Source organism: Konateibacter massiliensis, assembly GCF_900184995.1.
Lineage (GTDB): Bacteria > Bacillota > Clostridia > Lachnospirales > Lachnospiraceae > Lachnotalea > Lachnotalea massiliensis.
This window is the reverse complement of the sequence record NZ_LT860099.1, coordinates 1,265,298-1,288,875: the sequence shown is the minus strand read 5'-3', so window position 1 is coordinate 1,288,875 and position 23,578 is coordinate 1,265,298. Positions and strand designations below refer to the sequence as shown.

Here is a 23,578-nt window from a genome sequence, read left to right as displayed (position 1 = left end):
GAATCAAAAGGTGGCATAAGACAGATACAATCTGTTTTGTGCCTCTTTTTAAGAGGGGTAAGTGTGAATTGAGGTAAAAAGATGAACAGATTAAAAGCATTGATTAAGAAAAATATCTATATTATGAAAGTTTTGAATACGCTGAGAAAGTTTTCATTAGTTGCATTTGCCTTGCTGTCTCTCGGAATTTATTTTTTGATTGAGGTATTTTCCAGACATTCCATTTTAGAAGCATTTGCTTATATGACAAAAAGTCCGGTGATATTCCTCTATAATGCGTCTATGATATTTACGACCTTTATGATCGTCTATCTTTTTAAGAGAAGGCTTTTTGCAACAACGATAATTGGAACGATATGGCTTACAATGGGTATTACAAATGGAGTTATTTTGGCAATGCGCGTAACACCGTTTACCGGTACAGATTTGACCCTTGTTGCGAATGCCCTTTCTTTGATTGACGCTTATCTTTCTATTGAGCAGCTTGTTTTGATTGTGGCGGGTGCAGCGGTGGTTATCGTGCTTCTTGTCTACGGCTGGTTTAAGCTGCCAAAGCATAAGGCAAAGATTGATTATAGAAAAAGTGTCGGAATTATCGTGGTGACAGTTTTACTTTTTGCCGCTTTTACAAAATTTAATATTTCAAACAGAATATTGGCTACCTATTTTGGAAATATCGCCTTTGCTTACGAGGACTATGGCTTTCCGTATTGTTTTTCCATGAGTGTGTTTGCAACGGGAATTGACAGCCCAAATGATTATTCGGAAGCTTTTATGAAAAAAATTCAGAGAACCTTTGAGAGCAGCGAAGAGGAGGCTGAAACAACGGAGTCTGAGGAGATGCCGAACATTATCTTTTTGCAGCTTGAATCTTTTTGCGACCCTGAATTAATTAAATATTTGAAGTTTTCAGAGGATCCGATTCCGAATTTCAGAAGATTGTCGGATGAATATTCCTCTGGCTTTTTGACGGTTCCTTCTGTCGGAGCAGGAACGGCAAATACGGAGTTTGAAATTATGACGGGAATGAGTCTGCGCTATTTTGGACCGGGCGAGTACCCGTACAAGACAGTTTTAAAGACAAACCCATGCGAAAGCACGGCACGTGTCTTAAAAAATCTCGGCTATTCTACCCATGCAATTCACAACAACGTAGCCAGTTTTTATGATAGAAAGACCGTTTTCTCAAACCTCGGCTATGATACCTTTACATCGGAGGAGTATATGAACATTAAGGAATATACACCGATAGGATGGGCGAAGGACGCAGGGCTTGTCGAGGAGATTACCGATGCCCTGGATTCTACGGAGGTGAAGGATTATATCTATACGATATCCGTGCAGGGACATGGGGGATATCCGGAAGAACCGGTGCTTGATAATCCTGAAATCGAGGTGTTTGGCGGCAGAAGTGAGGAAGAGAAAAATTCCTTTACCTACTATGTTAATCAGATACATGAGATGGATGAATTTGTCCAGAGTTTGATTGATGAGCTGTCAAGGAGAGACGAGCCGACAGTTTTGGTTATGTACGGGGACCATCTTCCAACGCTTGGACTGGAAGCATCCCAGCTTGTCAACCACTCACTGTTTCAGACAGAGTATGTGATGTGGGATAATATGGGACTGGAGGCAGTTTCCAAGAGTGTGACTGCTTACCAGCTATCTGCAATGGTACTGGACCGCGTCAATATCCATGCGGGAACGCTTATACAGTTTCATCAGAAACGTGCGAAAAGTATAAACTATCTCGCGGATTTGGATGCTCTTCAATATGATATGCTTTATGGAGAGAAGTATGTCTATAATCAGGAGCTTACGTTTGAACCGACAAATTTAAAAATGGGTGTAAAGCAGATTCTTATCACAAAAGTGACAAGGAGCGAGGATAACATATATTTGGCAGGTCAAAATTTTACGAAGGCAAGCAAGGTCTATATAAACGATGAGGAGCAGGAGACTGCATTTGTCGACAGTACCACCTTGAAAGTGAGTAATTTTGCCCTGAAGCAGGGAGATATTTTGAAGGTGTGCCAGATGAACAGTAGCTACGGAAGACTCAGCACATCCAATATTTATATATCAGAAAAATAAGGAGAACAAAAGAATGTCAACATATAAAGTACTTATGAAAAGTATTCGCGAATTCAAGAAGCCCTCTATTATGGCGCCCGTGTTTGTGACCTTTGAGGTAATCATGGAATGTATCATACCGTTTCTTATCGCGATACTTGTAAATGAAATTAAGGCGGGAAGCGATTTTTCTGTGATTGTCAGATATGGCGTGATTTTGGTAGCGATGGCAGCGCTGTCTCTGGCTTTCGGAACAATAGCAGGACTCGAATGCGCTACCGCGTCCAGCGGCTTTGCCCGTAATCTGAGAAAGGATTTGTTTTATAGGATACAGACCTATTCTTTTGAGAACATTGATAAATTTTCTACCTCCTCATTGGTTACGAGAATGACAACAGACGTATCAAATGTGCAAAATGCCTTTATGATGATAATACGTGCAGGGATACGAGGACCTTTGATGATTGTTTTTTCGTTTATCATGGCATTTGTCATGGGCGGAAAAATGGCAATTATTTTCTTGCTTGTAACGCCGATTCTCGGGGTGGGGCTGTTTCTTGTTATCAAAAGCGTTATGCCTCTGTTTCGAAAGGTATTCCGCAAATATGATGCCTTAAACAATTCCATTCAGGAAAATGTGGCGGGAATACGCGTTGTGAAGTCTTATGTAAGAGAGGACTATGAAAAGGAAAAGTTTGAGAAGGCAGCAGAGGATGTGTGTGCCGATTTTACGAGAGCTGAAAAAATTCTGGCATTCAACAACCCGATGATGCAGTTCTGCCTCTATGCGGTTATGATATTTGTGCTGTATTTTGGCTCCTATACGATTATCACATCAAGAGGACTTGATTTGGATGTAGGACAGTTTTCTGCGCTTCTTACTTATAGTTTTCAGATTTTGAGCAGCTTGATGATGCTGTCCATGGTATTTGTTATGATTACGATTGCCGGTGAATCGACCAGCCGTATCGTTGCGGTATTGCAGGAAGAAAGCACGATGCTAAGCGCTGAGGGCGGACTTACGAAGGTGAAGGACGGCTCGATTGATTTTGAGCAGGTAAGTTTTAAATATTCCAAGGATGCAGAGAGAATGTCCTTGGAAGACATTAATCTTCATATAAAATCAGGTGAAACGATAGGAATCATAGGAGGAACCGGCTCGTCCAAATCCTCCCTCATACAGCTGATATCTCGTCTCTATGATGCGACGGAAGGTTCTGTTAAGGTAGGCGGTGTCGATGTAAGAGATTATGATTTGGAGGCACTGCGCAATCAGGTTGCCGTTGTACTGCAAAAAAATGTACTGTTTTCCGGCACGATAAAAGAAAATCTCCGTTGGGGGAATAAAGATGCCACAGATGAAGAATTGATTGAAGTGTGTAAGCTGGCGGCGGCAGATGAATTTATAACCCATTTTCCTGAAAAATATGATACCTATATTGAGCAGGGAGGAACGAACGTATCAGGCGGTCAGAAGCAGCGTCTGTGTATTGCAAGAGCGCTTTTGAAGAAGCCGAAGATACTTATCTTAGATGATTCTACAAGTGCAGTTGATACAAAGACCGATGCACTGATCCGAAAATCTCTGAGAGAATTTATACCCGAGACGACCAAAATTATCATTGCACAGAGAACAGCGTCCGTGGAAGATGCAGACCGTATTATCGTGATGGAGGGCGGCACGATTCTTGCCGTTGGTACACATCAGGAGCTCCTTGCAAGCAACGAAGTCTATCAGGATGTTTATGTATCCCAGAATAAGGCAGGTGCAGAAGATGAAGAGTAAGAGAATTGTAAAAAAAGGCGTGTTAAAGCGTCTCACAAAAGTGTTATTTGAATTTTATCCGATTATGATGCCAGTTGTAGTGATTTGTATTATTTTTAATGCGGTGATTTCCTCCATACCGTCTATTTTCATGCAGAAAATAATATCCTTGGTCGAAAGCTCATGGCAGAGCGGTGACTGGCAGTCCGTGGCAGGAGAAATTACAAAAATTGTGCTCTTGCTGACAGTATGCTACGTGCTTTCCTTGGCGGCATCGTTTGCTTATAACCGCATGATGGCAGTTATCACACAGGGCTCTTTGAAAAAGCTTCGTGTAAAGATGTTTCGCGGAATGCAGAACCTTCCGGTACGATATTTTGATACAAACAATCACGGAGATATTATGAGTTATTACACAAACGATATCGACACGCTCCGCCAGATGATATCCCAAAGTGTGCCGCAGCTTATGATGGCAGCCATTGTAGTGACAACCTTGTTTGGTATTATGATGTATTACAGCATTTGGATGACGATTGTGGTATTGCTCGGTGTATTTATTATGTATGAGGTGACGAAAAGAATAGGAGGCGGCTCTGCCAAATATTTTATACGTCAGCAAATGTCTCTTGGTAAGGTAGAAGGCTTTGTGGAAGAGATGATGACCGGACAGAAGGTAATCAAGGTATTCTGCCATGAGGAAGAGAGCAAGGAGGACTTTGACCGTATCAATGACACTCTGTTTGCCGATGCCGAGAGAGCAAATAAATATGCGAACACATTGGGACCGATTTTAAATAACATCGGAAATGTCCTCTATGTTGTGGTGGCATTGACGGGAGGATTTTTCCTTCTGACAAGGGTGCCGAATTTAAGTTTTTCCGGGCTTGCATTCAGCATTAGTATTGTTGTTCCGTTTTTGAATATGACAAAGCAGTTTGCGGGTAATATCAATCAGGTATCCCAGCAGATTAATGCGGTTGTCATGGGACTTGCCGGAGCTTCCAGAATTTTTGAGCTGATTGATGAGCAGCCGGAGACGGATGAGGGCTATGTAACCTTGGTAAATGCAAAGGAGGTAGAAGGGCAAATCGTGGAGTGCAAGGAGCGCACGAATATATGGGCGTGGAAGCACCCTCACAACGATGGTACAGTCTCCTATACAAAGCTTGTCGGGGCCGTGAGAATGGAGAACGTGGACTTTGGCTATACGCCTGAGAAAACAATTCTGCACGATATTACACTGTATGCAGAGCCGGGACAAAAAATTGCATTTGTAGGTGCGACAGGTGCCGGTAAAACGACAATCACGAATTTGATTAATCGTTTTTATGATATAGCAGACGGAAAAATTCATTATGACGGCATTAATATCAATAGGATAAAGAAAGCAGATCTTCGCCAATCCCTGGGTATTGTATTGCAGGATACCAATCTTTTTACGGGAACGGTTATGGAAAATATCCGCTATGGTAAGTTAGACGCAACTGACGAGGAATGTAAGGAGGCAGCAAAGCTTGCCGGGGCGCACGACTTTATCACGCGTCTGCCGCAGGGATATGATACTCCTCTTTCCGGTAACGGCGCAAATTTGTCACAGGGACAAAGACAGCTTCTTGCCATTGCAAGAGCAGCGGTGGCTGACCCTCCGGCGATGATTTTAGATGAGGCAACCTCATCCATCGATACCCGTACGGAAGCAATTGTGCAGCGTGGTATGGATGCACTGATGAAAGGCCGTACCGTATTTGTGATAGCCCATCGGCTTTCCACTGTAAAAAATTCAGATGTCATTATGGTGCTTGAGCAGGGCAGAATTGTGGAGCGCGGTAACCATGAGCAGCTGATTGCCCAGAGAGGAAAGTACTACCAGTTATATACGGGAGCTTTTGAATTAGAATAAGAAAATATGTCTTGCACGGAAATGATGTTCTTTATTGTTTCCGTGCATTTTTATAAACTAGGAGGAATTTCCTAGTTTATAAAAGGGCATTTAGCTCCAAAATGTATATCTCATACTTTCTTATAAATTTTGCGATATTTTATTGAAAAAATGTCGTAAAATGGTATAATGTCAGTAAATGGTAATCTTTTGTAATAACAGAAACACAACGCGGATACATTCATTATTCCAAGGAGGGGGGAGAGAGTATGGCAGATAAGACATACGTTAGGGTTAGTGGTGATAGCATGGAAGCGTATTTGTATTTAGCAGTTCCTGGCAATGAAAGTGATTATACAAAAGAAGACCTTCTTGAATTACTGAATGCAAACAAGGTAATATACGGCATAATGGAAGAACAGCTTGAGGAGATTATAAGACTTGGCATTTATCATAGAGAGGTTTTAATTGCACAGGGGGATAAGCCTGTAGACGGAGATGAAGGAAGATACTCTTTTGAAGTGAGCAAGGATTTTGTCGGAAAACCAGAAATCCGTTCAGACGGCACGGTGGATTACGGTACGGTATTTGCAGTACAGACCATATCGGAGGGGGATGTGATAGCAGTATATCAGCCAGCCACCATGGGAACAGAAGGAAAGACCGTAACAGGGAAGGCGCTGCAGCCGAAAAAGGGAAAAGAGCTTATGCCGTTAAAGGGCAAAGGATTTGTGTGCAGTGAGGATAAGCGAACCTATATTGCGACAACGAGCGGCAAAATAGATTTCCAAAATGACAGAATTGTGATATCAAATCTGCTCGAAATAAAGGAAGATTTGGATTACAATAACGGAAGAATTGATTTCCGCGGGGACATTATTATTCATGGAAATGTGGAGAGCGCAGTATATATTAAGGCGGGAGGAAGTGTGACCATCGATGGAAGCGTGGAGGATACAACGATACTTGCCGGCAAGGATATTATCCTGCGAAAAGGAATGCAGGGCGCAGGTCGTTCGGCATTAAAATCGGGCGGCAGTATATTTGCAAAGTTTATTGAGGGCTGTCAGGTAGAGGCAAAAAAAGATATTCAGGCAGATGTTTTGATGAATTGTACGGTGAGCGCGGGTGAGAGCATTTATATTTCCGGAAAAAAGGCGACAATTCTTGGCGGAGTCGTGAAGGCGGCAAGTCGTATTGAAGCGGTGGTAGTAGGAAATGAAGCGGAGGCTCCGACGAGACTTTCTGTGGGAATTGACGAGGAGACAAGGCAAAGAATATCTAAAATAAGACAGGCATTCCACGTGATTGACCAACGTTTAGAGGAAGTAAATAAAGAACTGGGCAAGATGCAATTGCAGAAGAAAAAAGGAGAAACTCCGCAATTTGCCAAGGATAGGGAAAACGAGAGGGCGAAGGAGCTGCTTCGAACCAAGATAAAATATATCTCGGATAAAGCAGAATTCAAAAATGAATTAGAGGAATTGGAGGAGAGAACGATCAAGGCGAAAAAGGCTTGTATTGCAGTCAGCAAGGTGGTTCATCCCGGTGTGACAATCCAGGCGAATTCCGCTGTTCTTTTTGTAAAGGAAAAACAATATGCGATGGAGTACCGCTATGAAGGCGGTGAGGTTGCAATGTATGATATTCATAATTACGGTTAGTACAAGAAAGTGTGAGCTTTGCTCACACTTTTTTGAAAATCGAAATTTGCTAATAAATGCGACACAAATTTCTTGCATATTATTGGTATTATATTATAATAGTAAATGTGTCATGAAGCATTATAGTTAAAGAAGGAAATACCAAGTGAAGAAATTAAGCTATGAACAGGCAGTTGAATATATATTAAGTACACCCAAATTTACAAAGAAAAATCCGGTAAAAAACAGCAAAGCACTTTTAGCGGAATTAGGTAATCCGCAAGAAAAGACGAAAGTCATACATATTGCAGGAACGAATGGCAAGGGTTCTGTCTGTGCCTTCCTTGGCAGTATTTTTAAGGAAGCAGGAAGAACGTACGGAATGTTTACCTCCCCGCATCTGGTGGAAATCAATGAAAGATTTCGGATTAGCGGCAGTATGGTCAGCAATGAGAAGTTTACGGCTGCCTTTAACAGAGTGATGGAAGCGGTGGAAGGCATTGTGGACAAGGGGTATCAGCATCCAACTTTTTTTGAGCTGTTGTTTACGATGGCGATGGTTATATTTGAAGAGGAAAAAGTAGAATATGCTATTATAGAAACCGGAATAGGCGGCAGAACAGATGCAACCAATGCAGTTGAAAGTCCTGTTTTGACCATTATAACGACGATTGGACTGGACCATACGGAGGTGCTTGGCGATACAATTGAAAAGATTGCCTTTGAGAAGGCAGGCATTATAAAGCCCGGAGTGCCTGTTATTTTTGACGGTACAGATGAGACGGCTGCGAGAGTGATAGAGGAAACAGCAGAGAAAAATCATTGCAGATTTTATAAATATATAGAAAAAAGCACCTCGGATTTGAGCAAGGAAGAGGAGTTTTATCATGAAATAATAGAATTTGGATATAAAAATATTGATTTTTTATTTAAATATGGGTATTATGGTTATGTTAGGGTTTCGCTGACGACGATAGGAACATACCAGATTAAAAATGCCTCCCTTGCAATCAGGGCGATTCAGGTCCTTGATGAAGGGATAAGGGAACGTGCAATTGTGGAGGGTGTCAGGCTGACGAAATGGCAGGGCAGAATGGATATGGTTATGCCCAAGGTATACTTGGACGGAGCACACAATGCAAACGGTATAGCAGAATTCATCAAGACAGTGAAGCACTTTAAGGACAGCAGGAAGGTATTGCTATTTTCGGCTGTAATAGAAAAAGATTACAGACAAATGATTAAAGAGATATGTGAGAAGCTGCAATTTGATGCTATTGTAGTAACCCGGCTTCCAAGTAATAGGGCAATCCCTTTGGAAATATTGCGGGAAGAGTTTGAAAAAAGTACAGGCTGTAACATATATGCGATAGAAGATGTGAGAGAGGCCTTCAACCAGACACTTCAATTGAAGGGGGAAGATGGGGTTGCTTTTTGTGCAGGCTCACTTTATCTGGTGGGAGAAATTATCGGAATAATAAGGAGAATAAAGCATGATTAACTTTGAAGAAGAATTGAAGAAATTTTACCCGAGCTTAGAGGTGGAAGACGCAGAAGAAGCCATATATAACCACGACTTAACCGACATGACAGATATACTGAAAATCATGTTAGAGGAAATGAAAGACGGCAGCAGATAGGAAAACAATGAAGGGCAAGGTTAGGTGGCGAAACGATGAAATGTTTTAAATGTGGCTGCGAGCTTTCAGAGAAAGATTTTTGTACAAGCTGCGGCGAAGATGTGAGAGTATATAAGAAAATTATTAAAATGTCAAATATGCAGTATAATGACGGATTGGCAAAGGCACAGGTGCGTGATTTATCAGGCGCTATTGTCAGTCTGCACCAAAGTCTGCGATTAAATAAAAACAATGTCCAAGCAAGAAACCTGCTCGGTTTGGTGTACTATGAGATGGGCGAGGTAGTGAAGGCACTGAGTGAGTGGGTTATCAGCAAGAACCTGTCTACGAGCAAGAACATTGCAGGCGATTACATCAAGGCAATACAGTCGAATCCGAACCGTTTGGAAACGATTAACCAGACGATTAAAAAATATAATCAGGCATTGACTTATTGTAAACAGTCAAGCGAGGATTTGGCAATTATACAGTTGAAAAAAGTACTTTCCCTGAACCCGAATCTTATATCAGGACATCAGTTGATTGCTCTTTTATATATGAAAGAGGGAGATTATGATAAGGCGGGAAAGGCGCTGAGAAAGGCGCTGAAAATCGATACAACAAATACGACTACATTGCGCTATTTGCTGGAGCTTGATTCGGTTGTCGAGAAGACGGCATCAGGCAGCCCTCAGAAGCAAAGACCAAGAGAAGACAGAATCACTTACAACAGTGGCAATGAGACGATTATACAGCCGACTGTATTCAAGGAAACGACAGGCGTTTCGATGGTGATTAATGTGCTTGTGGGACTTGCTGTCGGAGCAGCACTGACCGGTTTTTTGATTATGCCGGCAAGAATTCAGGCAGTTAAGAAGGAAGCACAGCAGACCGTTGTGGAATATAGCAATCAGGTATCGGCAAAAACGGCAGCGATAACGGATTTAGAGGCTCAACTTGATGCTGCAAATAAGGAATTAGAGGAAAAAACAACCCAGCTTGCAGAATACGAGGGCGACACTGGTGTAATCGAAAGCTATGAAAAGCTGTTGACGGCAGTAAACGAGTATAACGGCGGTGAGGTATTGGCGGCATACAACACGCTGAAAGAGGTCAATTCGTCCGAACTTCAGGAAGGCGCCAAGAGTGCATATGAGGCGTTGAATACAAATATTTCCTCACCGGAAGCTGTACAGAATCTGTACAATGTAGGGTATGCGGCTTATAAGGCAAATGACTATGAGAAAGCGATTAATAACCTATTGGTTGTGGTAGAGTTGGATGAGACAAACGGAAATGCTATTTATATTTTGGGAAGATCTTATCAGAAAAACGGAGATCAAGAGTCTGCGAATCAATATTTTGACATGGTAATTGAGAAGTTCCCAAATACCGAGATGGCGTCTAATGCACAGGCAAACAGACATTAAATAATTACGGAAGATAAATGAAATATTTTAACATTGCAGTGGCAATGAAAAAAGATATTCTTAACATAGTGTGAGAATATCTTTTTTTCATATCATAGGAAATTGTTTTGCAATTTTCAGGGATATAAAAAACTATTGATGCGCAGGAATGCAAATGGAAGGTGTCACAACGTGACTGTATTCGGCGCAAAGTGTAAGTAAAACTTACACTTTATAAAAAATAAGGGGGAAAAAGAAATGGATGAAAACTTTATTGTAAAGGGAACCTGTATGTATGTAAAGCTTCCACAGGATTTGGATTGTAATAATGCTGCGCTGATTCGAAGCGAAGCGGATAAAATTATGGAGAGGGAGAATATCAGAACAATTATTTTTGATTTTGAGAAAACTAATTTTATGGATAGCACAGGAATAGGGGTGATTATGGGGAGATATAAAAATGTAAAGCTGATAGGAGGGAGTGTTTTAGCAATCAATGTGAATGCTGCGGTGGAAAAAATACTGACGCTTTCAGGAATTCATAAATTAATTCGCATCAATGAAGTATCCGGCTTGAAAATGCCGGTTAAATAGGGGGATAACAGGATGAACAGTACAAATAAAATAAAAATTGAATTCGATAGCAATACGGAAAATATCGGCTTTGTGAGAGTTTCCGTTGCGGCTTTTCTGACGCAGCTAAATCCTACCTTGGAGGAGGTTTCAGATGTGAAGACGGCGGTTTCGGAGGCAGTTACAAATGCGATTTTGCATGGTTATGAACGGGGAGAGGGCCAAGTGGAGCTGAAAGCCATATTGGAGGATCATGTTATAACCATATCGGTTTCGGATAAAGGAATGGGAATTGAGAATATTGAGCAGGCGATGGAGCCGCTTTTTACCACAAAATCGGAAAATGAGCATTCCGGAATGGGCTTTATGTTTATGCAGGCGTTTATGGACGAGGTAAAGGTAGAGTCAAATGTGGGAGAGGGAACTACGGTAACCATGAAGAAGAGGATAGGATGTGAGCAGATATAAATGGAGCATACAATCGCACTGATTATAAGGTCACACCAAGGGGATAAAGAAGCGAGAGATATGCTGGTAGAAGAAAACATGGGTCTGGTTTGGAGCATTGTAAGGCGTTTTGCAGGAAGAGGCTATGAGCAGGAGGATCTGTTCCAGATTGGAAGCATAGGCCTGATTAAGGCAATTGATAAATTTGATATTTCTTATGAGGTGAAATTTTCCACCTATGCCGTTCCGATGATCAGCGGAGAGATAAAGCGGTTTTTAAGGGATGACGGAATGGTCAAAGTATCCCGCTCCTTGAAGGAAAACGGCTATAAAATCAGACAGGCAACACAGCTCATTGCCCATGAAATGGGGCGAGAAGCGACGATTGAGGAATTGGTAGCGGCGACGGAGCTGTCGGCTGAAGATATTGTGATGGCAATGGATGCAAATATTGAAGTGGAGTCCATTCACAAGACGGTTTATCAGGGAGAAGGCAATCAGATTACATTGGAGGACAAGCTCGAGGAGAAGAGTAATGAGCAGGAGAAGCTGCTGGACCGCATGTTGTTAGAGCAACTGCTTGAGATATTGGACGAAAAAGAGAAAAAATTAATTACACTGCGCTACTATGGGGATAAGACACAGATGGAAGTTGCTAAAGTACTTGGTATCAGTCAGGTTCAGGTGAGCAGGATGGAAAAAAAGATACTGCTTCGCATGAGAGAGCGGCTGATAAATTAGAGGAACGAAAATTCACTTTGAAACTATGTATATTTTATGGATGCCAAGAAATACTAATGGTAAACATAGTAAGGGAAGTGATTTCATGGAAAGAGAAAAATTCAGAAAATGGTTGATTTATACATTAATAATATCACTGATAGCAATTTCAGTTTACTACGTGTATTTTGTAAATAACGAGACGACGATAACCGACGGAACGTTAGTGAAAAATCAGATGTGGGAAGCTGGAATAATCTATGAGTGATATTTTGTATTTAAAGGCAGAGCGCTGCGTCCAGGTGAGCACAAGTGAAGTGCGTATCAAGGATATCGCAAAGCTTGAATGTACGAATGAGGTCATTGCAAGTAAGGTAAAGGAGATGGTTGTTGCCCGGCTTGATGCAAAGAAGGAGTACAAATATGTGGTTTCCATCTTGAAGGTAATTGAGGTGATTCATAAGGAATTTCCGGAGCTTGAGATTGACAACATTGGGGAATATGATTTTATCATGGAATATGTATCCGAGAAGCAGAATCTGCTTTTTGAATATTTAAAGGTTGTTTTTGTATGCTGCATTGTATTTATTGGGGCGGCGTTCACGATTATGACCTTTAATAATGATGTCTCTATCGATGAACTGTTTGATCAGTTTTACTATCTTGTTATGAAGAAGGAAGCCTCCGGCTTTACCTTGTTGGAGCTAAGCTATTCAATCGGCTTGGGAGCTGGGATACTAGTATTCTACAACCATTTCGGCGGAAAACGGCTGACGACAGACCCTACACCGATACAGGTTGAGATGCGTATCTATGAGGAGGATGTCAATACTGCGTTAGTCAAGAATTATACGAGAGAGGATAAGCGGATTGATGTGGATTAAACAATGTATTTTGATTTTGGTCGGTCTGGGAAGCGGAATTGCGGTATCAGCAGGAACGTTTGCCGCGATAGCAGGAATCGGAGTGATACCGCGGTTCGCCGATAGAACACATACGGCGAAAAGAATTTTATGGTATGAAAACAGTGCGATACTTGGAGGTATAATCGGGAATGTGATTTATCTCTACCATATCAGCCTTCCCGGAAATGTCGTCACCTTGGTGCTATATGGGGGATTTTCCGGGATTTTTGTCGGCTGTATGGTTATGGCATTGGCGGAGATATTGAATGTCATACCGATTTTTACAAGGCGGGTAAAGATGAAATGGGGTTTAAGCCTTATTATACTTTTCATCGCCATGGGTAAAATATTGGGGGCGGCATTACAGTTTATTATCTCATAGAAAAATGACTGCATACTTGCACAAAGAAAATAATAAAGGAGACAGCGATGGACGAAAAAAAGAAGAAAGAGTATAACGAATATGTGAAGCAGGTGACACCGACACATAATCTCCCTCTCAATATGCTGAAAGCATTTATCACCGGAGGAATTATATGCGTCATCGGGCAGGCGATTATTAATTTTTGTATGGCGGGCGGCATGGATGAAAAAGCAGCGGGGTCTTGGTGCACCTTGATTTTGATTTTGCTGAGCGTGGTGCTCACGGGATTTAATATCTTTCCGAAGATAGCCAAGTTCGGAGGAGCGGGCGCTCTGGTTCCGATTACGGGCTTTGCCAATTCTGTTGCGGCACCTGCAATTGAATTTAAGAAGGAGGGACAGGTATTTGGAATCGGCTGCAAAATTTTTACAATTGCAGGGCCGGTTATCCTGTACGGAATTTGCACATCGGCACTTTTGGGCTTTATCTATTATGTTATTTTGAAGATAGGAATTATATAGGAGGAAGGGTATGACAGAACTAATCGGAATGCAAAGTATTCAGTTTGAAACACCTCCCTACATTATGTCAACCGGAAATATTGTCGGTAAAAAAGAGGGAGAAGGTCCTCTTGGCAAGCTGTTTGACGTGGTGGGAGATGATGACTTATTTGGTGAGGAAACATGGGAAGCGGCGGAAAGCACCATGCAGAAAAATTCGGCACTATGGGCAATCAACAGTGCAAAGCTGACGAAGGAGCAAATCAGATATATTTTTGCAGGTGATTTGCTGGGACAGGCAATCGCCACCTCCTTCGGACTTATGGATTTAAACGTTCCGCTCTTTGGACTGTACGGAGCTTGTTCCACGGCAGGAGAATCACTTTCCCTTGCCGCAATGACGGTGGCGGCAGGCTATGCAGATTATGTGTTAGCTGTGACCTCCAGCCATTTTGCCAGTGCAGAAAAGGAGTTTCGCTATCCGCTTGAATACGGAAATCAGCGTCCGCTTGCTGCAAGCTGGACAGTGACGGGAAGTGCCGCCTTTGTAGTCGGAACGCAGAAAAGCAATGTTAAAATAAGCGGCATCACAACCGGAAAAATTATCGACTTTGGCATCAAGGATTCGATGAATATGGGAGCGGCGATGGCTCCGGCGGCATGTGATACAATCTATCAGAATTTTATGGATTTTAATATTCAGCCGGAGGAGTACGATAAGATTGTAACAGGAGATTTGGGGTATATCGGAAGCGATATTTTGATTGACTTATTAAAAGAGAAGGGATTTGATATCACGAAGCAGCACATGGACTGCGGCAAAGAAATTTTTGATCAGGATGCCCAGGATACTCATGCAGGGGGAAGCGGCTGTGGCTGTTCCGCCACCACATTGAGTGCCTATCTGCTAAAGGAGCTAGAGGAAGCAAGAATGAATAAAATATTGTTTGTCCCAACAGGAGCTTTGCTCTCTACAGTAAGCTATAACGAGGGGCAGAGTGTGCCGGGGATTGCGCACGGAGTTGTGATTGAAAGGAGTGAGTGAGGCAAAGTACCTATAACTTTATCGTTGTCAAGAACAAAGTTATAGAGTATAATAATTCATAAAGTGAAATATTAGGAGGTAAGTAAATGTATTCTTTCGATGAAATCAAAAAAGCTGATGTGGCAGTGGCTGATGCGATTAGTTCCGAGATGGAGAGACAAAACAGCCATATTGAGCTGATTGCTTCAGAAAACTGGGTAAGCAAGGCAGTTATGGCGACAATGGGAAGCCCATTGACTAATAAATATGCAGAAGGCTATCCGGGCAAGAGATATTACGGCGGCTGCGAATGTGTGGACGTAGTTGAAAATCTTGCAATTGAGAGAGCCAAGGAGCTATTTGGATGTGACTATGCCAATGTACAGCCTCATTCCGGTGCACAGGCAAATATGGCAGTATTCTTCGCTATGTTAAAGCCGGGTGATACGGTGATGGGAATGAACTTAGATCATGGCGGACATTTAACCCACGGAAGCCCGGTTAATATGTCAGGAAGCTATTTTAAGATTGTTCCTTATGGAGTGAATGATGATGGTTTTATCGATTATGATAAATTGAGAGAGATTGCTCTTGAAGCAAAGCCAAAGCTTATTGTTGCGGGAGCAAGTGCTTATGCCCGCACGATAGATTTCAAGAAATTCAGAGAGGTTGCAGATGAAGTGGGAGCTTACCTCATGGTGGATATGGCACACATTGCCGGACTGGTAGCAGCAGGTCTCCATCCAAGCCCAATTCCATATGCGCATGTTGTAACAACCACAACACATAAGACCTTAAGAGGACCAAGAGGCGGTTTGATTCTTGCAAATGAAGAGGCAGCAAAGCAGTTTAACTTTAACAAGGCTATTTTCCCGGGAATTCAGGGTGGTCCGCTTATGCATGTGATTGCAGCAAAGGCAGTTTGCTTTAAAGAAGCGCTTGATGACAGCTTCAAGGTATATCAGCAGGGCATTATCGACAATGCACAGGCACTGTCAAAAGGGTTGATAAGCAGAGGCATTAAAATTGTTTCAGGCGGAACGGACAACCATTTGATGCTTGTAGATTTGACAAGCACAGGCTTGACCGGAAAAGAAGCAGAAAAGCTCCTTGATTTGGCAAATATTACATGTAATAAGAATACAATTCCAAACGATCCTCAGTCACCATTTGTGACAAGCGGTATCAGGCTAGGAACACCTGCGGTTACCTCCAGAGGCTTAAACGCAGAGGATATGGATGTCGTTGCAGAAGCAATCGCGTTGATGATTAACGGAAAAGAAGAAAAGGCAGCAGAGGCAAAGGAATTAATCCAAGGTTTAACGGCTAAATATCCGTTGGAATAATAGAAACATTTGGGTGCGAGAGTCTGACGAGTCAGACTCTTTGCTTGCTTTGTAGGAGTATTATGAATGTACCAAAAGGGGATAAGGATGATAACAATAAGCGTATGTATGATCGTAAAAAATGAGGAAGAAGTACTGGCAAGGTGCTTGGAATCGTTAAAGCCGATTGCCGATGAGATTATTATTATAGACACCGGCTCGACAGATAGGACAAAAGAAATTGCTTCGTATTATACGGACAAAATTTTTGATTATGAATGGCAGAACGATTTTGCGCATGCAAGAAATTTCTCCTTTTCCAAGGCTTCGATGGATTATATTTATACAGCCGACGCCGATGAGGTGATTGATGGGGTAAACATAGAACGGTTTTTTCAATTAAAAAGAGCGATGCTTTTTGAGGTTGAGATTGTTCAGATGAAATATACGAATCAGCTTCAGTATGGTACTACATATAATTTTGAAACGGAATATCGTCCTAAGCTGTTTAAGCGGCTTAGGGAATTTGCATGGATTAATCCGATTCATGAAACGGTCAACTTAGAACCTGTTATTTATGACAGTGAGATTGAGATTATCCACATGCCGCTAAAATCCCATGCAGAACGTGATTTTAGCCATATTTTGAAAGTGATTAAGGATGGACACAGACTCTCAAAGAAGCTTTTTATTATGTATGCGAAGGAGCTGTTTATTGCAGGTCAGGATAAGGACTTTTTGGAGGCAGAGAGCTATTTTGTGTGCGCTGCGGAAAATGAAATAAGAAGTGCGGAGGAACTAAAGGCGGCACAGTGTGTGCTGACTAAATGTGCCAGACTGACGAGAAATCACAATTTGCTTTTAAAAAGCAGTCTGAAAAATTTTGCCGGAGACGGTGCAAGTGCCGAGGTGTGTTATGAGCTTGGCGAGTATTTTTTTAAAGAAAAGGATTATAATGAGGCAGCAATCTGGTTTTACAATGCCGCCTTTGAAACCGAATGCGAATTAAACATTCATTATGCGGGAGATTATCCGCTGAAGCGTCTGGCAGAGATTTATGAAATTCTGCAGAACCCGGAACAGCAGGTGGAGTATGAGAGACTGTTTTCGGAGTGGGAGCTTCCAAAAAGTTTGGAGCATGGTGAATTGAGATAGAAAAGAAGCAGAAAGTCAGGCGGATGAAAGGAGGAGGAGTATTGGAAGAGAAGAAAAAAAAGCCGGTTATTCAAGTACGGAATTTATATAAAGTATATTCCATCGGTCAAAATAAGGTGTTTGCATTAAACGGAGTTGATTTAAATATTTATCGAGGTGAGTTTTGCTCTATTGTAGGAACCTCAGGTTCCGGTAAGTCCACTCTTTTAAATATGCTTGCAGGCTTGGAGAAGCCGACAAAGGGAAAGATTGTCATTGCAGGCAGACATATCGAAAAGCTGAATGAAAACCAACTGGTAAAATTTCGTCGGGAGAGGGTAGGATTTATTTTTCAGTCCTTTAATCTGCTTCCGACTATGAATGCTGAGGAAAACGTTGCCCTCCCTCTTACCTTTCGGGGAACAGACAGAAAGGCGAGGCTCAAAAAGGCGGAGGAAATGCTTGATTTGGTGGGGTTATCTGAACACAAGAAGCATAAGCCGATGCAAATGTCAGGCGGCCAGCAGCAAAGAGTTGGTGTAGCAAGAGCGCTTGTGGTTGAACCGGATATTATTTTTGCGGATGAGCCGACAGGAAACTTAGATTCCAATACCTCGGCAGAGGTAATGGAGTTGATGAAGAAAATTGTCAAAGAGCAAAATAAGACGTTGGTTATGGTTACTCACGACAATCATTTAGCGGGGTTTGCTGACCGGATTTTTCATATCCGTGACGGAAAAATAGTTAAAATAGAGGAAACAGCTCAAAATTTGGAGGAACAAATTGATGAAGAAGTTAAGTAAATTATTGCTATTATTTATGTGTTGTGTTGTTATGCTTTATCCGATACCTGTACATGCGACGGAAATTAATGATTCAAGTTCCATTGACCAAGACACGAGCAGTAGTTCTGCTACGTCAAGCGATAGCGAGGATACAGACAGCGATGCGGATGCAGATACGGACACAGATGACACGGATTCAGATTCAGATACGGCAAGCGTAAATTCCAAAATTATGCTTGCGGATAACTGGAAGATTCCAACCGTTACCTACGGACAGAAGGTAAACATTGTGCTTCCGTTGGTAAATATGGACAAATACACAATAACGGATGTTATCATCAGTCCTGTTATCGCGACGGATACAGCATCGTTTCCGTTTGAGATTGAAAAGACCGGTTATGCAGTGGAACTGACAGAGCTTTTAGGTTCAAGCTATAATAGTGACCCGTTGGAGAGACGTCAGGAGGTAACCTACACGTTCACGGCAAGAGATGATATCAGTACCGGATATTATGCAATTAATTTTGAAGCCATTTTTAAAAATGCCAACGGAACAGAGGAAACGGCTACGATAACAACTTATGTGAAGGCAATCGGTAAAAAAGGAGCAGCAGGCAATTCGGATGCGGTTTCTGTGCCGAGAGTCATCGTGACAGGTTTTTCCACTTCACCGGAGGATGTGCGTGCCGGAGAGGATTTTACATTGACATTGCATATTCAGAATACCTCTCAAAATACAGCAATATCAAATATAAAATGTGATTTGGAGGCAGCAACGGACGGAACAGATGAAAATGCAGTGACGGAAGCTTTTCTTCCGAAAGCAGGCTCCAGCACCATTTTTATTGACAGCATCGGTAAAGGGGAAACAAAGGATATCTCGATAGAAATGAATGCAAAGGCAAGTTTAACGCAGAAGCCATATGTATTGAGTGTTAAGATGGATTATGAAGACGAATCCTACAACCAGTACACGTCAGATGCCAATGTTTCTATTCCTGTAATTCAGGAAGCAAAATTTGAAATGAGTGATCCGGAGATTATGCCTGCAAGCATAGAGGTTGGTTCGGAGAGCAATGTTATGTTTAGCATTTATAACACCGGTAAGACAACGATGTATAATGTCTCAGTTAAATTTGAGGCTGATTCCGTAACAGGCGGAGATACCTTTGTAGGAAAGATCAATATAGGTGAGACAGGCAATGTAGACGCTATGTTGACAGGTGCGGCGGCAACGGAGGATGAGGGTGCAGTAAAAATCCTTATCACCTATGAGGATGAAGCAGGAAATGCTACGACGGTTGAACGCAGCCTGGACCTGATGGTATCGGCAGAAACCGAGATAATAGATGATATGGATATGGATTTTGAGGGCGAGGATTATGAAGAGGAAAGCTCCTTTCCGGTATGGATTATTGCAGTGATTGTAATTGTGGCAGCAGGCGCAGGTGCAGGTACCTTCTTTTACATAAGAAAAAAGAAGAAAAAAGACGTGCTGGAAAATGAACTGCTAGATGACATTGAGGATGATGACGATGAAATTTCTTGATTTGATTCAAATGAGCGCTTCTAATTTATGGAGGAGAAAGCTTAGAACGGTACTTACCGTGCTGGGTGTAATAATCGGAACGGCTTCCATTGTGGTAATGCTGTCACTGGGATTTGGCTTGAATAAATCAACGATGGAGCAGATACAAGAATCCGGGGGTCTTACTACCATCAACGTATATTACAGCGGAGACAGTCAGACTATGAGCAGTGCTGCATTAAAGGCAAGCAGTGTGGAGGGAGAAGATACGGCAGTGACAGATACCCTGAAACTGGATGATGAAGCAGTTGCGGATATTGGGAAAATAGAGCATGTTGTGGTTGCTTCCCCTATTTTAAACGCTACGGCAATTGCACGGCAAGGCATCTATGAGGGCTACTTAAATATTACAGGAATGTCTGCGGAGGCGTTAAAGACTCTGAAAATTTCATTGGAAGAGGGAACACTTCCCGAAGAGGGAGAGGACCTGAAATTCGTTTTTGGAAATCAGGTAATCAGCGATTTTTATAACCGAAAAACAGAAGAAAGCTATTGGGATACAGGTGAGCTTCCGGATATAGATCTTGTCAATGAGCCTCTGTTTGTAATTTTTGATGTAGATGCATATTATGATGCACAAAATGGCGAGGGAGCTTCACCAAAAAAATATATCGTTTCCAATAATGCGACAATGGCAGGGGATTTGGAAGAATATGGTGATTATTCGTGGAGTACTTATGTGGACATTGAGGCGTTAAAGCTTCAGTTACAGAAAGCATTTCGCGGAAAAGCGATACCCGGTCAGCCAAGTACAAAGAGCGGAAAGTCTTACAGCACATTTGAATATTCTCAAGCCTATGTTCAGGTGGATGATATGAATAATGTGACGGCGGTGCAAAAAGAAATTATCGCTATGGGATATGAGGCAACAAGCAATGCGGAATATCTGGAAACAATGCAAAAGCAATACCAGTCCGTTCAGGCAATACTAGGGGGGATTGGAGCAGTTTCTCTTTTTGTTGCGGCAATCGGAATTGCAAATACGATGATGATGTCAATTTATGAGCGTACAAAAGAAATCGGAATTATCAAGGTATTGGGCTGCGGACTTGGAAATATCAGAACCATGTTTTTAGTGGAAGCAGGCTTCATTGGCTTTATCGGCGGTTTTTTTGGAATAATCCTCAGCTATTTTATATCGTTTTTGGTTAACCAGATACAATCCGGTTTTATGGGCTTTGGCGGAGACGGAGGAACTCTTTCCTATATTCCGTTATGGCTGCCGTTTGTAGCATTGGCTTTTGCGGTTTTGGTTGGTATGGTGGCAGGCTTTTTCCCGGCACTTCGTGCGATGAGATTAAGTCCTTTGGCAGCAATCAGAAATGAATAGGAGAGTGATACGGATGAAAAGATTGAGTTTAAAACGGTTTATGCTGGCATTATCCTTGAGTTTGGCAATGGCTCTTGCAGTGCCTTCTGCACTGCCGGCAGTGACATCTGTCACAACCGTGGAAGCGGCTGTAAAATTAAATAAAACAAGTGCGACTATTTTAACGGGAAAGACTGTAAAATTGAAGGTAAAAGGAAGTTCTGCCAAGAAAAAGGTGACTTGGAAATCTTCCAATACAAAGGTGGCAACCGTGTCCTCGACCGGAGTTGTAACCGGAATAAAAAGCGGTACCGTAAAAATCAGTGCCAAGGTAAGCGGCAAGACATACAAGTGTACGGTGAAGGTGAAAACAAACCAATTCAAGCAAAGCGCTCCGTCGCTTAAAAGTTTGGAAAGCGGCTACATTCATTTTTATCCGATGAAGGTATATTATAAAAATGGACAGCTGCACTATACAGCCCGTGTTTACAACAGAAAGCCGTTTCGAATCAGCAGCATTTCAAATGTCAAGCTTGCGGTGACGGTGCCGGATGGTTCTGATGAAGGACTTATCATTGCAGAAAAGACCTTTACCGATTTATCAGCACTGACTCAGGATTCGACGGGAGCAACTGTTATGATAAATCCGGGAAAATATGTGACTTATGATTTCGTATTTTCAGGAAGTAACGTATTGGTGAAAAACTACGACTTGACATCAATCAAGAAGATTTATTATGTGGCACAATATGATTTTAATTAGCAATAATTAAAATAGATGAATTATGAATGGAGGAAGAGTATGAGATATGAGATTTTAGGAACCACTATGCCGGCAGTGGAAGTGACAATGGATGCCGGGGAAGCGATGTTTACCCAGTCAGGTGGTATGGCTTGGATGACAGAGGGAATCACAATGGATACAAATCTGAAGGGGGGACTCATGAAGGGAATTGGCAGAATGTTTGCCGGAGAATCCCTTTTTATGGCAACTTATGTAGCAGAACGTTCCGGTGTAACCGTTGCATTTGCTTCGACAGTGCCAGGAGAGATTGTACCGATTGATTTGCGTCAAAAAGCCGGAATTATATGTCAAAAGGGAGCTTTCCTGTGTGCAGAGCCAAGTGTCAATGTAGCAGTTACATTCACAAAGAAGCTGTCAGCAGGCTTGTTTGGGGGGGAAGGATTTATTTTGCAGGAGATGTCAGGAGACGGAATTGTATTTTTGGAAATTGACGGAAACCTGATTGAAAAAGAACTTGCACCCGGTGAAGTAATCAAGGTGGATACAGGAAACGTAGTGGCATTTGATAAAAGTGTCAGCTATGAAATCGAAACGGTAAAAGGTATCAAAAATATATTCCTTGGAGGAGAAGGTCTGTTTTTAACGAAGCTGACAGGTCCGGGAAAAGTGTTGCTGCAAACACAAAACTTCAATGAATTTGCAGGAAGAATTATGAGATTAATGCCATCCAAATAAAGAGGAATCATGCCGGTATTTTGTCGGGGTAACAGAGAAGTTTTTCTTGAATATCCGGTCAAAATAGCCGGCATTTTCAAATCCTGTTTCCAAGGCAATTTCTGTGACTGAGCTTTTGGTCGATAGAAGCAGCTCCTTTGCGCGGTTAAGGCGATATTGAATGAGATAATCCACAGGTGTGGTCCAAACTCCAAAACGAAAGCAACGAAGAGCCTCACTTTTGCTTATGTTAGCAGAGTTGGCAATCTCCTCAAGTGTGATTTTCTCCGCGTAGTGCTCATGGATAAAATGCAGCATAATTTGCAGACGCGCCTGTGTTCTTGCATTTTTACTGTCCTCCGGCATAGAAAGAGAGTCGTGAATATTTGGAAAAAGCTCCAACCATAGCTTGGAGACCAGATTTTGAATAAAAAGCTCCCCCATAGGTACAGGCTTTTGTGCCTTTTCATATATAATATCTAATAAATCTAAAATCGTGCATTGCCATGAAACATTGCGGTGTAACATGATATAGCTGCATTTGGAAAGTGCAATCGGAGCAATATAGTTTTTATAAATTGCGGTGTGCTTTGCGGCAATAAACTCAGGAGCAAACAAAATATTCGGCATCAAGCCCTCCTGAGGAGCTTCAAAGCGGTGGATGATGCCGCTGTTAATAAATATTCCGTCTCCCTCCTGCATGCGGATGCGCTCTTGTCCGACTAATAGATCAATCGGTCCCTTTTCTACGGAACAAAATTCAAATTCATTATGCCAGTGCCACTCCACGTATTGCTTATCATATTTTTTGATATCATCAAAATAGTATTCAAACGGAAACTCTGTTGTTCCGTGTGCAAGAGTTTCCCTTAAAGTATCATCCGTGACAATCTCAAAAATCTGCATGCTTTTCACCCTTTCCCAATAAAATAATATTTGGCGATATTATATCATGTTTTGACGAAAAAGTATAGATAAGTGAGGAAGTGTTTGTGATATAATGCTACTAGTCAGCCTTTCAAGCTTGAAAGATGTAATTCGTAACGCTGTTACT

At 41.9% G+C, this 23,578-nt stretch carries 23 protein-coding genes; 22 read left to right on the top strand and 1 reads right to left on the bottom strand.

Annotation, left to right across the window (positions count from 1 at the left end; all coding sequences use genetic code 11):
* Positions 1-81: 81 nt before the first annotated feature.
* The 22 genes from CTY48_RS11760 (at position 82) to CTY48_RS11665 (ending at position 22,545) form a co-directional block, all read left to right on the top strand.
* Complete coding sequence (locus CTY48_RS11760; RefSeq protein ID WP_099468676.1) at positions 82-2,094, top strand: LTA synthase family protein; 2,013 nt, start codon at positions 82-84, stop codon at positions 2,092-2,094.
* A gap of 13 nt (positions 2,095-2,107) precedes the next feature.
* Complete coding sequence (locus tag CTY48_RS11755) at positions 2,108-3,859, top strand: ABC transporter ATP-binding protein (RefSeq protein WP_099468675.1); 1,752 nt, start codon at positions 2,108-2,110, stop codon at positions 3,857-3,859.
* Positions 3,849-5,741, top strand: a complete 1,893-nt coding sequence (locus tag CTY48_RS11750; RefSeq protein WP_099468674.1) for an ABC transporter ATP-binding protein — start codon at positions 3,849-3,851, stop codon at positions 5,739-5,741. The genes CTY48_RS11755 and CTY48_RS11750 overlap by 11 nt, the downstream gene beginning before the upstream one ends.
* 248 nt (positions 5,742-5,989) lie before the next feature.
* A complete protein-coding gene (locus CTY48_RS11745) occupies positions 5,990-7,384 on the top strand; it encodes a DUF342 domain-containing protein (RefSeq protein WP_099468673.1) in 1,395 nt (464 codons plus the stop codon).
* A gap of 145 nt (positions 7,385-7,529) precedes the next feature.
* Positions 7,530-8,864, top strand: a complete 1,335-nt coding sequence (locus CTY48_RS11740; RefSeq protein ID WP_099468672.1) for a bifunctional folylpolyglutamate synthase/dihydrofolate synthase — start codon at positions 7,530-7,532, stop codon at positions 8,862-8,864.
* Complete coding sequence (locus CTY48_RS19715; protein ID WP_180272716.1) at positions 8,857-9,003, top strand: hypothetical protein; 147 nt, start codon at positions 8,857-8,859, stop codon at positions 9,001-9,003. The genes CTY48_RS11740 and CTY48_RS19715 overlap by 8 nt, the downstream gene beginning before the upstream one ends.
* 35 nt (positions 9,004-9,038) lie before the next feature.
* Positions 9,039-10,412, top strand: coding sequence for a tetratricopeptide repeat protein (locus tag CTY48_RS11735; protein ID WP_099468671.1), 1,374 nt, complete (start codon positions 9,039-9,041; stop codon positions 10,410-10,412).
* A 237-nt stretch (positions 10,413-10,649) separates the two neighbouring features.
* The gene (locus tag CTY48_RS11730; RefSeq protein ID WP_099468670.1) at positions 10,650-10,985 is read left to right on the top strand and encodes an STAS domain-containing protein; all 336 of its coding nucleotides are present in this window, start codon (positions 10,650-10,652) and stop codon (positions 10,983-10,985) included.
* 12 nt (positions 10,986-10,997) lie between these two features.
* Entirely contained in the window at positions 10,998-11,432 is a 435-nt protein-coding gene (gene spoIIAB / locus CTY48_RS11725; protein WP_099468669.1) for an anti-sigma F factor, read from the top strand.
* Positions 11,433-12,152, top strand: a complete 720-nt coding sequence (sigF, locus tag CTY48_RS11720; protein ID WP_099468668.1) for an RNA polymerase sporulation sigma factor SigF — start codon at positions 11,433-11,435, stop codon at positions 12,150-12,152. It abuts the gene before it with no gap.
* A gap of 85 nt (positions 12,153-12,237) precedes the next feature.
* A complete protein-coding gene (locus CTY48_RS19710; protein WP_180272715.1) occupies positions 12,238-12,399 on the top strand; it encodes a hypothetical protein in 162 nt (53 codons plus the stop codon).
* The gene (locus CTY48_RS11715; protein ID WP_099468667.1) at positions 12,392-13,015 is read left to right on the top strand and encodes a stage V sporulation protein AA; all 624 of its coding nucleotides are present in this window, start codon (positions 12,392-12,394) and stop codon (positions 13,013-13,015) included. The genes CTY48_RS19710 and CTY48_RS11715 overlap by 8 nt, the downstream gene beginning before the upstream one ends.
* Positions 13,005-13,418 carry a stage V sporulation protein AB gene (locus tag CTY48_RS11710; protein ID WP_099468666.1) on the top strand — a complete coding sequence of 138 codons (414 nt, stop codon included), beginning with the start codon at positions 13,005-13,007 and terminating at the stop codon, positions 13,416-13,418. The genes CTY48_RS11715 and CTY48_RS11710 overlap by 11 nt, the downstream gene beginning before the upstream one ends.
* A gap of 47 nt (positions 13,419-13,465) precedes the next feature.
* On the top strand, positions 13,466-13,921 hold the full coding sequence (locus CTY48_RS11705; RefSeq protein WP_099468665.1) for a SpoVA/SpoVAEb family sporulation membrane protein: 456 nt from the start codon (positions 13,466-13,468) through the stop codon (positions 13,919-13,921).
* A 10-nt stretch (positions 13,922-13,931) separates the two neighbouring features.
* A complete protein-coding gene (gene spoVAD / locus CTY48_RS11700; RefSeq protein WP_099468664.1) occupies positions 13,932-14,945 on the top strand; it encodes a stage V sporulation protein AD in 1,014 nt (337 codons plus the stop codon).
* 86 nt (positions 14,946-15,031) lie between these two features.
* Positions 15,032-16,270, top strand: a complete 1,239-nt coding sequence (gene glyA, locus CTY48_RS11695; RefSeq protein ID WP_099468663.1) for a serine hydroxymethyltransferase — start codon at positions 15,032-15,034, stop codon at positions 16,268-16,270.
* An 87-nt stretch (positions 16,271-16,357) separates the two neighbouring features.
* A complete protein-coding gene (locus tag CTY48_RS11690; RefSeq protein ID WP_099470144.1) occupies positions 16,358-17,404 on the top strand; it encodes a glycosyltransferase family 2 protein in 1,047 nt (348 codons plus the stop codon).
* Between the two features lie 23 nt (positions 17,405-17,427).
* The gene (locus CTY48_RS11685; RefSeq protein ID WP_099468662.1) at positions 17,428-18,186 is read left to right on the top strand and encodes an ABC transporter ATP-binding protein; all 759 of its coding nucleotides are present in this window, start codon (positions 17,428-17,430) and stop codon (positions 18,184-18,186) included.
* Positions 18,170-19,717, top strand: a complete 1,548-nt coding sequence (locus tag CTY48_RS11680; protein ID WP_099468661.1) for a COG1361 S-layer family protein — start codon at positions 18,170-18,172, stop codon at positions 19,715-19,717. The genes CTY48_RS11685 and CTY48_RS11680 overlap by 17 nt, the downstream gene beginning before the upstream one ends.
* Positions 19,704-21,086, top strand: a complete 1,383-nt coding sequence (locus CTY48_RS11675; protein WP_099468660.1) for an ABC transporter permease — start codon at positions 19,704-19,706, stop codon at positions 21,084-21,086. The genes CTY48_RS11680 and CTY48_RS11675 overlap by 14 nt, the downstream gene beginning before the upstream one ends.
* A 13-nt stretch (positions 21,087-21,099) precedes the next feature.
* Positions 21,100-21,828, top strand: a complete 729-nt coding sequence (locus CTY48_RS11670) for an Ig-like domain-containing protein (RefSeq protein ID WP_236354902.1) — start codon at positions 21,100-21,102, stop codon at positions 21,826-21,828.
* Between the two features lie 39 nt (positions 21,829-21,867).
* The gene (locus CTY48_RS11665; RefSeq protein WP_099468658.1) at positions 21,868-22,545 is read left to right on the top strand and encodes a TIGR00266 family protein; all 678 of its coding nucleotides are present in this window, start codon (positions 21,868-21,870) and stop codon (positions 22,543-22,545) included.
* Here CTY48_RS11665 and CTY48_RS11660 read toward each other — a convergent pair.
* Complete coding sequence (locus tag CTY48_RS11660; protein ID WP_099468657.1) at positions 22,528-23,430, bottom strand: helix-turn-helix transcriptional regulator; 903 nt, start codon at positions 23,428-23,430, stop codon at positions 22,528-22,530. The two genes, CTY48_RS11665 and CTY48_RS11660, sit on opposite strands and share 18 nt — an antisense overlap.
* Positions 23,431-23,578: the final 148 nt, after the last annotated feature.

Bases quoted from the DNA above. Each gene is read 5' to 3' on its own strand.
- CTY48_RS11760 (WP_099468676.1), top strand. From the start codon at position 82: ATGAACAGATTAAAAGCATTGATTAAGAAAAATATCTATATTATGAAA.
- CTY48_RS11755 (WP_099468675.1), top strand. From the start codon at position 2,108: ATGTCAACATATAAAGTACTTATGAAAAGTATTCGCGAATTCAAGAAG.
- CTY48_RS11750 (WP_099468674.1), top strand. From the start codon at position 3,849: ATGAAGAGTAAGAGAATTGTAAAAAAAGGCGTGTTAAAGCGTCTCACA.
- CTY48_RS11745 (WP_099468673.1), top strand. From the start codon at position 5,990: ATGGCAGATAAGACATACGTTAGGGTTAGTGGTGATAGCATGGAAGCG.
- CTY48_RS19715 (WP_180272716.1), top strand. From the start codon at position 8,857: ATGATTAACTTTGAAGAAGAATTGAAGAAATTTTACCCGAGCTTAGAG.
- CTY48_RS11735 (WP_099468671.1), top strand. From the start codon at position 9,039: ATGAAATGTTTTAAATGTGGCTGCGAGCTTTCAGAGAAAGATTTTTGT.
- CTY48_RS11730 (WP_099468670.1), top strand. From the start codon at position 10,650: ATGGATGAAAACTTTATTGTAAAGGGAACCTGTATGTATGTAAAGCTT.
- spoIIAB (WP_099468669.1), top strand. From the start codon at position 10,998: ATGAACAGTACAAATAAAATAAAAATTGAATTCGATAGCAATACGGAA.
- sigF (WP_099468668.1), top strand. From the start codon at position 11,433: ATGGAGCATACAATCGCACTGATTATAAGGTCACACCAAGGGGATAAA.
- CTY48_RS19710 (WP_180272715.1), top strand. From the start codon at position 12,238: ATGGAAAGAGAAAAATTCAGAAAATGGTTGATTTATACATTAATAATA.
- CTY48_RS11715 (WP_099468667.1), top strand. From the start codon at position 12,392: ATGAGTGATATTTTGTATTTAAAGGCAGAGCGCTGCGTCCAGGTGAGC.
- CTY48_RS11710 (WP_099468666.1), top strand. From the start codon at position 13,005: ATGTGGATTAAACAATGTATTTTGATTTTGGTCGGTCTGGGAAGCGGA.
- CTY48_RS11705 (WP_099468665.1), top strand. From the start codon at position 13,466: ATGGACGAAAAAAAGAAGAAAGAGTATAACGAATATGTGAAGCAGGTG.
- spoVAD (WP_099468664.1), top strand. From the start codon at position 13,932: ATGACAGAACTAATCGGAATGCAAAGTATTCAGTTTGAAACACCTCCC.
- glyA (WP_099468663.1), top strand. From the start codon at position 15,032: ATGTATTCTTTCGATGAAATCAAAAAAGCTGATGTGGCAGTGGCTGAT.
- CTY48_RS11690 (WP_099470144.1), top strand. From the start codon at position 16,358: ATGATAACAATAAGCGTATGTATGATCGTAAAAAATGAGGAAGAAGTA.
- CTY48_RS11685 (WP_099468662.1), top strand. From the start codon at position 17,428: ATGAAAGGAGGAGGAGTATTGGAAGAGAAGAAAAAAAAGCCGGTTATT.
- CTY48_RS11680 (WP_099468661.1), top strand. From the start codon at position 18,170: ATGAAGAAGTTAAGTAAATTATTGCTATTATTTATGTGTTGTGTTGTT.
- CTY48_RS11675 (WP_099468660.1), top strand. From the start codon at position 19,704: ATGAAATTTCTTGATTTGATTCAAATGAGCGCTTCTAATTTATGGAGG.
- CTY48_RS11670 (WP_236354902.1), top strand. From the start codon at position 21,100: ATGAAAAGATTGAGTTTAAAACGGTTTATGCTGGCATTATCCTTGAGT.
- CTY48_RS11665 (WP_099468658.1), top strand. From the start codon at position 21,868: ATGAGATATGAGATTTTAGGAACCACTATGCCGGCAGTGGAAGTGACA.
- CTY48_RS11660 (WP_099468657.1), bottom strand. From the start codon at position 23,430: ATGCAGATTTTTGAGATTGTCACGGATGATACTTTAAGGGAAACTCTT.